The organism is Neisseria benedictiae (assembly GCF_958267435.1).
In the GTDB taxonomy this organism is placed as follows: Bacteria; Pseudomonadota; Gammaproteobacteria; order Burkholderiales; family Neisseriaceae; genus Neisseria; species Neisseria bergeri.
This window is the reverse complement of sequence record NZ_CATQFV010000078.1, coordinates 110,729-119,210: the sequence shown is the minus strand read 5'-3', so window position 1 is coordinate 119,210 and position 8,482 is coordinate 110,729. Positions and strand designations below refer to the sequence as shown.

12 protein-coding genes and 2 pseudogenes are annotated in these 8,482 nt (G+C 45.5%); 9 read left to right on the top strand and 5 right to left on the bottom strand.

The genetic code is table 11. The features are described from left to right. From Q3O12_RS10900 to Q3O12_RS10625, 9 genes and pseudogenes are all read left to right on the top strand, one after another. Positions 1–87: pseudogene (locus Q3O12_RS10900) on the top strand (polymorphic toxin-type HINT domain-containing protein); the annotation flags it as partial. Positions 88–274: 187 nt separating this feature from the next. Continuing rightward, on the top strand, positions 275–730 hold the full coding sequence (locus tag Q3O12_RS10655) for a hypothetical protein (RefSeq protein ID WP_301670373.1): 456 nt from the start codon (positions 275–277) through the stop codon (positions 728–730). Positions 731–870: 140 nt separating this feature from the next. Next, positions 871–948, top strand: a pseudogene (locus Q3O12_RS10895) (restriction endonuclease fold toxin); the annotation flags it as partial. Between the two features lie 2 nt (positions 949–950). After that, positions 951–1,310, top strand: a complete 360-nt coding sequence (locus Q3O12_RS10650) for a hypothetical protein (protein ID WP_301670372.1) — start codon at positions 951–953, stop codon at positions 1,308–1,310. Between the two features lie 11 nt (positions 1,311–1,321). Continuing rightward, complete coding sequence (locus tag Q3O12_RS10645) at positions 1,322–1,657, top strand: hypothetical protein (protein ID WP_301670371.1); 336 nt, start codon at positions 1,322–1,324, stop codon at positions 1,655–1,657. 148 nt (positions 1,658–1,805) lie between these two features. Further along, positions 1,806–2,300, top strand: coding sequence for a hypothetical protein (locus tag Q3O12_RS10640; protein WP_301670370.1), 495 nt, complete (start codon positions 1,806–1,808; stop codon positions 2,298–2,300). 119 nt (positions 2,301–2,419) lie between these two features. Further along, positions 2,420–3,553: a hypothetical protein gene (locus tag Q3O12_RS10635; RefSeq protein ID WP_301670369.1), complete on the top strand. Its 1,134-nt coding sequence runs from the start codon at positions 2,420–2,422 to the stop codon at positions 3,551–3,553. A gap of 6 nt (positions 3,554–3,559) precedes the next feature. Beyond that, complete coding sequence (locus Q3O12_RS10630) at positions 3,560–3,703, top strand: hypothetical protein (protein WP_301670368.1); 144 nt, start codon at positions 3,560–3,562, stop codon at positions 3,701–3,703. A gap of 71 nt (positions 3,704–3,774) precedes the next feature. Continuing rightward, the gene (locus Q3O12_RS10625; RefSeq protein WP_301670367.1) at positions 3,775–4,230 is read left to right on the top strand and encodes a hypothetical protein; all 456 of its coding nucleotides are present in this window, start codon (positions 3,775–3,777) and stop codon (positions 4,228–4,230) included. Positions 4,231–4,743: 513 nt separating this feature from the next. On the opposite strand, the gene Q3O12_RS10620 is transcribed toward Q3O12_RS10625, so the two are convergent. The 5 genes from Q3O12_RS10620 to glnA all read right to left on the bottom strand — a co-directional run bounded on the left by Q3O12_RS10620 (position 4,744) and on the right by glnA (position 8,344). Continuing rightward, on the bottom strand, positions 4,744–5,058 hold the full coding sequence (locus Q3O12_RS10620) for a colicin immunity domain-containing protein (RefSeq protein ID WP_301670366.1): 315 nt from the start codon (positions 5,056–5,058) through the stop codon (positions 4,744–4,746). 158 nt (positions 5,059–5,216) lie between these two features. Then, positions 5,217–5,492 carry a GIY-YIG nuclease family protein gene (locus Q3O12_RS10615; RefSeq protein WP_116680302.1) on the bottom strand — a complete coding sequence of 92 codons (276 nt, stop codon included), beginning with the start codon at positions 5,490–5,492 and terminating at the stop codon, positions 5,217–5,219. Then, positions 5,489–6,772 carry an MFS transporter gene (locus Q3O12_RS10610; RefSeq protein ID WP_116680301.1) on the bottom strand — a complete coding sequence of 428 codons (1,284 nt, stop codon included), beginning with the start codon at positions 6,770–6,772 and terminating at the stop codon, positions 5,489–5,491. Before Q3O12_RS10610 ends, Q3O12_RS10615 begins: the two co-directional genes overlap by 4 nt. A 3-nt stretch (positions 6,773–6,775) precedes the next feature. Further along, a complete protein-coding gene (locus Q3O12_RS10605) occupies positions 6,776–6,901 on the bottom strand; it encodes a hypothetical protein (protein WP_265412720.1) in 126 nt (41 codons plus the stop codon). Between the two features lie 24 nt (positions 6,902–6,925). Next, positions 6,926–8,344 (bottom strand): type I glutamate--ammonia ligase, encoded by a 1,419-nt coding sequence (gene glnA / locus Q3O12_RS10600; protein WP_301670365.1) that lies wholly within the window; start codon positions 8,342–8,344, stop codon positions 6,926–6,928. Positions 8,345–8,482: the final 138 nt, after the last annotated feature.

Below are 8,482 nucleotides of genomic sequence, written 5' to 3'. Positions count from 1 at the left end.
ACCGTTGCCGATTGGCATACTTACTTCGTCAAGGGCAGTCAGGCGGAAACGGAAGGGGTTTGGGTTCATAATGCGTGTCCGCCTAAAAGAACAGGAAGCTCCAAGAATGAAAAACATGGAGACGGCGGTCGAAGTCAAATATCAGCGGAATCAAGAATTGCTGAATTAAAAAATAAAATTATTCCCGGAATGCACAAAAATGAACGCTTAAAGATTGAGAAAACAATCAGAAATATTGCAAAAAATGCCAATCGAAAAGCAAAAGGAGAAGAGCATGGTCGACGCGGTCGTTAAAACTCCCGAATTTTTACCTTTTACTTCTGTAGGAATATTCCGTTTTGGTGCGGATATAACACAGTACAAAAACATACTGGAAACTTTTATGTATGAACCTCCTGATGAGTTTAGAACAGAATATTATGAATCTCCCGACTCAAATTTACTAATTGCCGTCAAGAAAAACAAAATTATTTCGATATTTTGTTATCAGGAGCTATATTTTATGGGCGTTAATATAATAGGTCTGAATTTTGAAGATTTTAAACAGCTTTTCCATCACCCTAAATCATACGGTGTTGATAAATATTATTTATCAAATGAATCTTATCCGACATATGTCTATGAGTTTGATGAAATAGGAGTACAAGCTTGGGAAGCAAAAGGGAAAATTGTTACTATCATTGCCGGGGGCAAAGACAATTATTCAACAGAACCTTACTACGATGAATAACATTAATGGCAGGCATAGGTTGGGTTGAAAACTCAACAACAAAAGGTCGTCTGAAACCGTAATCGATTTTTCAGACGACCTTTCTGTCAATCCAAACAGATTGTCGAATCTTAATCCAACCTGTGCTTGCTGTACGGAACAGGCACGGTGTTCATTCACAAGTTAAGTCATATATTGAATCAAAAGGCGGCATTGTTAAAACAGGTTTAGGAGATTAAACATGACATCATATGTTTCCATAAAAGGATGGATTGAATGCTCTGACGATGATATAAAAATCATCCAAGAAAATATCAATAATTTTTGGAATAATTGCCCCTTCAATATCGAAGAGAAAGAATCTGCAAAAATATATAAAAACGGGTGGGTTTTCCCGACAAATAGTTTTAATTGGAGCAGCTATATTTTTTTTGGTGCATGCGTAAAATCTTATTTCATTATTTATTTTGAAAAATGTATTAAAACAATAATGGAATTGGATATTGAAATATCAGGTTTTTTTGAATTAGATTATTATGAAGATAGTTATAAAGTAAATTGGAAAGTAAATAATGGCAATTTGATACAAACAACTGATTAAATGGACAAAAAATGATGGCTGATAAGAATCAAGTAGAAAAGATGATTTATTCTGAAAATAAACAGAGTGTTATTGACGGTATGCTCGGTATGACCTTCAGCTCGGAGGAGGATGAAATCCCTTGGATTTCCGAGAAATTGACGGAGTTGTCGAAGCATAAAGACTTGGATATTGCCAGATTGTCATTAACCTGTTTCGGACATCTTGCCAGGATGCATGAAAATATCGGCGATTGCGATAAAGTGATTGCTTTATTGCGCTCAAAACAAGGCAATCCGGATTTGCAAGGTTTTGCCGAGGATGCATTAGACGATATTTCCTTCTTTATATTTAAAAAGCGTCCGTAAGCACCGGCAAGGTCAAATCTGGCAAATGCCGTCTGAAGCGGTATTCGGCGTTCAGACGGCATTTTCTCCGATTGGCACAGGATGCCGGGGCTTGCCGGCTTGATTTTGCCGAAGTTGTTGGCACGCAATTTGGAGGGGGCGGCAACCTATGGAAAATAGATTTGAAAAAATCGTTAAGGATATTTTTAGTTTTACCCAATTTGTTTCCGAAGTAGAAAATAAAATTCCCAACCAATCCTCCCGTTATTACGATTGCTGGTGGGAATTGGAAGTCTTGAATGCTTCCGCATTGGAAGATTGGGAAATATCGGGAAAGCCTAAAAAATGGGAGAAATGGACAGAAAAATATCAGACCGAAGCGTTACAGTTAGTCAAGAATCTATTTGCCGAAGAAGTTCCTGAAAATAATATAGTTTGCGATATTTCTCATTTTTTACATTTTGCCGATTGGGCAGAAGCCGATATTCCCAATCAATCACGTTTATATGCCGAATATTGGTGGGAAATGGAAACGTTCAAAATATCGGTTTTAGAAGATTGGGAACGCTCGGGAAAACCGTTAGATTGGGAAAAATGGCAAAGGCAATATCAATCCGAAGCATTTGAATTAGTCAAAAATTTGAATCGAAGCAAACAAGAGTAACAAGCCGCAGCCTGCATAGGGGTTTTTAAAGTACGGCAGCAACCGTAGATTAGATTAAAAATCAAACAATCAAAGCTCGCCTGATATAATCGATATATCCTGTTAAACGAAAAATAAATATGTTTAAAAAATTCAAACCGGTATTGTTGTCATTTTTTGCACTTGTATTTGCCTTTTGGCTGGGGAAGGGTATTGCCTATGAGATTAATCCGCGTTGGTTTTTGAGCGATACGGCAACTGAAATACCTGAAAATCCGAATACTTTTGTGGCGAAACTTGCCCGCCTGTTCCGAAATGCCGACAGGGCGGTTGTCATCGTGAAGGAATCGATAAGGACGGAGGAAAATCTTGCCGAAACTGCGGATGACGGTCCGTTGCAGTCGGAGAAGGATTATCTCGCGCTCGCTATCCGGCTCAGTCGTTTGAAAGAAAAGGCGAAATGGTTTCACGTAACGGAGCAGGAACATGGGGAAGAGGTTTGGCTGGATTACTATATCGGCGAGGGCGGTTTGGTTGCGGTTTCGCTTTTGCAACGCTCGCCGGAAGCGTTTGTTAATGCCGAATATCTGTATCGGAACGATCGTCCGTTTTCTGTAAATGTGTACGGCGGAACGGTTCACGGGGAAAATTATGAAACGACAGGAGAATATCGGGTTATTTGGCAACCGGACGGTTCGGTATTTGATGCGGCGGGGCGCGGGAAAATCGGGGAAGATGTTTATGAGCATTGTCTCGGGTGTTATCAAATGGCTCAGGTATATTTGGCGAAATACCGAGATGTCGCGAATGATGAGCAGAAGGTTTGGGACTTCCGCGAAGAGAGCAACCGGATTGCGTCGGACTCGCGCGATTATGTGTTTTATCAGAATATGCAGGAATTGATGCCCCGGGGAATGAAGGCGAACAGTCTTGTGGTCGGCTATGATGCGGACGGTCTGCCGCAAAAAGTCTATTGGAGTTTCGACAATGGAAAAAAACGCCAGAGTTTCGAATATTATTTGAAAAACGGAAATCTTTTTATTGCACAATCTTCGACGGTAGCATTGAAAGCGGATGGCGTAACGGCGGATATACAGACCTATCATGCGCAACAGACGTGGTATTTGGATGGCGGGCGGATTATCCGCGAAGAGAAACAGGGAGACAGACTGCCTGATTTTCCTTTGAACTTGGAAAATTTGGAAAAAGAGGTGAGCCGTTATGCAGAGGCTGCGGCGAGACGTTCGGGCGACAAGCGCGACCTTTCTTACTGAACGCAAATGCCGTCTGAAACCGGTTTTCAGACGGCATTTTTTCAGACGGCATTGGAGAGTCAGACGCTTTTTGCAATGCCGTATATGCCGAATCCGATTCGCTACAAATTAAGAACCACAATCCAAAAAACGGAAATACACATTAAATAACTTAAATATTAATTTAAAAGGCAAGCCAACAGAGTTAAAATTTAAATTCCCTGCTAGATAAGGATGTTTTAATGAATTTAGAGACAGCAGAAAATATTCAATGCGAATTTGAGTATTTAGCATTAGATGGTTATTTTCCAATGCATTTTGCATCGCATGGTCAAGGAAACAAAGATTGGCAATTTGCAGTTGAATTCATATATAGATTATTAATATGTCAATTAGCAACTCTTGAACCTATCAACTTTGAAACGAAAAATGATATTTTAGACTTTTGCCATAATTTAGCAAAACAAAGTCCTTTTAATAATGATAATGAGGTGTGGTATCAGGGGGAAATTGTATTAACAAAAAAAGGGATAGATTTAATAAAGGAATATATTCCAGAGGCGTTTGAAGAGTGGAATGGAAAGAAATTTGAATTAAACATTCCTTTCATTAAAACATTAAAAAATATATTTGTTGATTATGAGGTAGCATGGGATGAGAATAATCCACTATTCCCCATTATATCTTTTAAATATTGAATAAGCGGCATATAGGACAAAAAAGGGGCTAGAAACCCCTGCAAGCCTTATCCTGAAAGACTTTAAGCGGAGTCGAAAGTTTTGAACACAAAAAATTCCCTTTTTGCTGCCCAATAAAACAAACAAATAAGTTGGCATATTGTGCGATATCGAAAGCTGTATCATATTTTCCCATCGGGTCTTCCCCGTTCTTTATATGAGCGGCAGGCATCCTCATAAAAGAAGGGATACCGATAAGGGAAAATACCTCGGCATAAAAAATATACTGATTAATCAATACAAATCCAACAAACAGTTCATCGTATTCTTTTCTGTTGGCGTATAAAAAATACTGATATATGCCTTCACTTTCATAGGGCGACGCTTTATGTGCCGTCCTGTGTGTTGAAACATCGGTTTTCCTTTTTCAAAACTCCGTAAAAAAAAGCGGCATCCGCCGCAAAACGCCCCGTTTTTCCAAACAAAGGGCAATAAAAATGCCGTCTGAAACCAAGTTCAGACGGCATCAAGCCATCAAATCAAACCCTGCCGCCTCATCATCCGATAAGCCTCATCCACATCATCGGTTTGCAGATAAATACCGACAACCCGCTTCAACTGCTCTTCATCATAATCATACGGCTGCATATCATCCCGAAACTCCACAGGACAATAACTGTCGATAGCCAAACTCAAAGACTGTTCGATATAGGGAACAGGCACACGCACGTCATCCGGCTTGCTACTGTTGGCAATCCAATCGTCCATAAACCGGTTGTAAAACGTTTCGGCATCCGTTTTCCCGTCGAAGAAATCTTGCGCCATCTTGGAAAAAACCGTTCTTTTCATTGCAGATAATCCGTATTCAAATAATGCTCGCGCTGTTTTCCACTTATCTTCATTGCCGTTACAAACCTATTGTCTTTATCAAAAACGACAGCGTCGCCTGCCCTGCTTTGTCCTGATTGTTGCCAACTGCTGTAACCATACCGTCCGAACCTGAACCGTCAGGTTTCAGACGGCATTTTTTCTGCCTGCTCCCACAATTTCCGTTTTTGTGCGGCGGTCAGTTTTTTGACGGCGATTTCCTGCCTGAGTGCCATGCCTTTATCCATGCCGCCTGCAACGATACGCATCGCCACCGGTTTGAATACGCGGGTATATTTCGCGCCTTTTCCGGAAGCGTGGGCGGCAAGCCGCTGTTGCGGATTCGGGCTGATGCCGCAATAGAACGCGCTGTTTTCACACAATATCAGGTAAACGCTCCAGTTTGACGCGTTCATCTGCCTGCATCCTGGGTTTTCTCCCCGTTCCAAGGCGCAACTTTCAGCAGCAGCAGCATACCCGGCAGGGCAAGTACGAAACACAGCCGGAAAAACGGCACATAACCGAGCCATTCGATCAGATAACCGGCAAAGGAATTGATGACCGTGCGCGGCACGGCGGACAGACTGGTAAACAGCGCAAGCTGCGTTGCCGTAAATGCGGGATTGGTCTCGCGCGCCATATACGATACAAACGCTGCCGTCCCCAAACCCACGCCGACTGCCTCTGCGCCGATAACTGCCGCCAGCATCAGCCTTTCGCCTGTGCCGACCGTGTCGAAATGTCCGAACCCTGCCAGCCATACAAACCCCAAAACCGTTATTGCCTGCACCGCGCCGAATAGCCACAAGGCTTTATTTACGCCGATTTTCAGCATCCACACGCCGCCCAAGATACCTGCCGCCACTGCCGGCCACAGTCCTGCATTTTTCGCAATCAAACCGATGTCGGTCTTGCTGAAACCCATATCCAGATAAAACGGCGTTGCCAACGCGGTTGCCATACTGTCGCCGAGTTTGTAAAGGAAGATAAACAGCAGCACGCATACCGCCGAAGCGATGCCCTTGCGCGTAAAAAATTCTTTAAACGGCTCTACCACGGTCTGCTTCAACGTTTTAGGAACGGAAGGCGGCAACACAGGTTCGCGCGCAAGAAACAGCGTCATCAGAAGACCGGGCAGCATAAATAATGAAGTGATAACAAATACTTCTGACCACGGCATCCTGTCTGCCAGCACCAAACTCAATGAACCGGGAATCAGGGCGGCAACCCGATAGGCGTTCACGTGAACCGAGTTGCCCAAACCCAATTCTTCGTCCGACAAAATCTCGCGCCTGAACGCATCCAATACAATATCCTGACTGGCGGCAAAAAACGCGACAAGCACCGACAAGCCGGCAATCAACGGCAGATGATTCTGGGGGTTTAAAAAGGCATAAGCCGCCAAAGCCACCAGCAACCCTGCCTGCGTCAACAGCATCCACCCGCGCCGCCGGCCCAAAATGGGAACCCTGACCGCGTCCATCAGCGGAGACCACAAAAATTTCCAAGTAAACGGCAGACCGATCAGCGCCATCAGCCCGATGATAATCAAATCCACCTGCTCGCTGCGCAACCATGCCGGAATCAGGTTAATCAGAAAGTACAGCGGCAGCCCCGAGGTAAACCCCGTAAAAATACAGACAAGCATATTGCGGGAAAAGATTTGCCCGATAAAACCTGATTTCGATACAGTCATGGTTCAAACAGCCAAGAAATAAAAGCCTATTGTAGCAAATATCGCCCAACCGCTGAAAAACACCGCCCCTGCTCCGCCGTTTTGCCGTTCCAATGCAAAATGCCGTCTGAAACTGTGTTCAGACGGCATTGCTTTTCTGAAAACCCGACGTGCTTACAGGCTGTAATACATTTCAAATTCCAGCGGATGCGGTGCCATGCGGATGCGGCGGACATCTTCCTCTTTAAAGGCGATGTAGCTGTCGATCCAGTCTTTGCTGAACACGTCGCCGCGCAGCAGGAATTCGTGGTCGGCTTTGAGGGCGGCGAGTGCTTCTTCCAAAGAGGCGCAGACGGTCGGGACGAGTGCGTCTTCTTCCGGCGGCAGGTCGTAGAGGTTTTTATCGGCTGGGTCACCCGGATGGATTTTGTTTTGAATACCGTCCAAACCCGCCATCAGCAGGGCGGCGAACGCCAAGTACGGGTTGGCGGTCGGGTCGGGGAAACGCGCTTCGATGCGGCGCGCCTTGCTGCTGTTCACGGACGGGATGCGGATGGAAGCGGAACGGTTTTTGGCGGAATATGCCAGTTTGGTCGGAGCTTCAAAGTGCGGCACGAGGCGTTTGTAGGAGTTGGTGGACGGATTGGTAATCGCGTTCAGGGCTTTGGCGTGTTTGATGATGCCGCCAATGTAGTAGAGCGCAGTGTCGCTCAAGCCGGCATAGCCGTCGCCTGCGAACAGGTTTTGACCGTCTTTCCAGATGGATTGGTGGACGTGCATACCGCTGCCGTTGTCGCCCATAATGGGTTTGGGCATGAAGGTGGCTGTTTTGCCGAAGTTATGGGCGACGTTTTGGATAACGTATTTCATATCTTGGGTTTGGTCGGCGCGTTTGACCAGCGTGCTGAACTTCGTGCCGATTTCCATTTGGCTGCCGGTACCGACTTCGCTGTGGTGCACTTCGACTTCGATGCCGAGTCCTTCCAAAATGTTCACCATCGCCGAACGCAAATCCTGACCGCAGTCAATCGGCGCAACGGGCGCGTAACCGCCTTTGACGGCAGGGCGGTGGCCGGTGTTTTGACCGTCCATATGCAGGCCGCTTGCCCACGCGCCGCTTTCGGAAGTGATTTCGTAACGGGTTTTGTGCATGTCGGTTTCAAACTCTACGCCGTCGAAGACGAAGAATTCGGGTTCGGGGCCGAAATAGGCGGTGTCGCCGATGCCGGAAGATTTCAAATAGGCTTCGGCTCGGCGTGCAATGGAGCGCGGGTCGCGGTCGTAACCCTGACCGTCGGCAGGGTCGATGACGTCGCAGGTAATAACGACGGTAACATCATCATAAAAAGGATCGACGAAGGCTGTGGACGCATCGGGACGCAGCTGCATATCGGAAGCCTGAATGCCTTTCCAGCCGCCGATGGACGAACCGTCAAACGCCTGACCGTTTTCAAACCACTCTTCGGGGTCTTCCAACACGATGCGCGCAGGCACGGTAAAGTGGTGCTGCTTGCCTTTGGTATCGGTAAAGCGCAAATCGACAAAGCGGGCTTCGCTTTCTTCAATCAATTTTACGACGTTTTTAATAGACATTTTTCAGCTCCTGGAAAAGGGAAATAGCAAAATATGCGGAACGCGGCGGCTTGACGCAAAGTCGGCACGATTCTACCACGTCCATGCCGTCTGAAACTCGCCCTGCGTCAAATTCCAAGCTGTAAAATATAGTTTCAG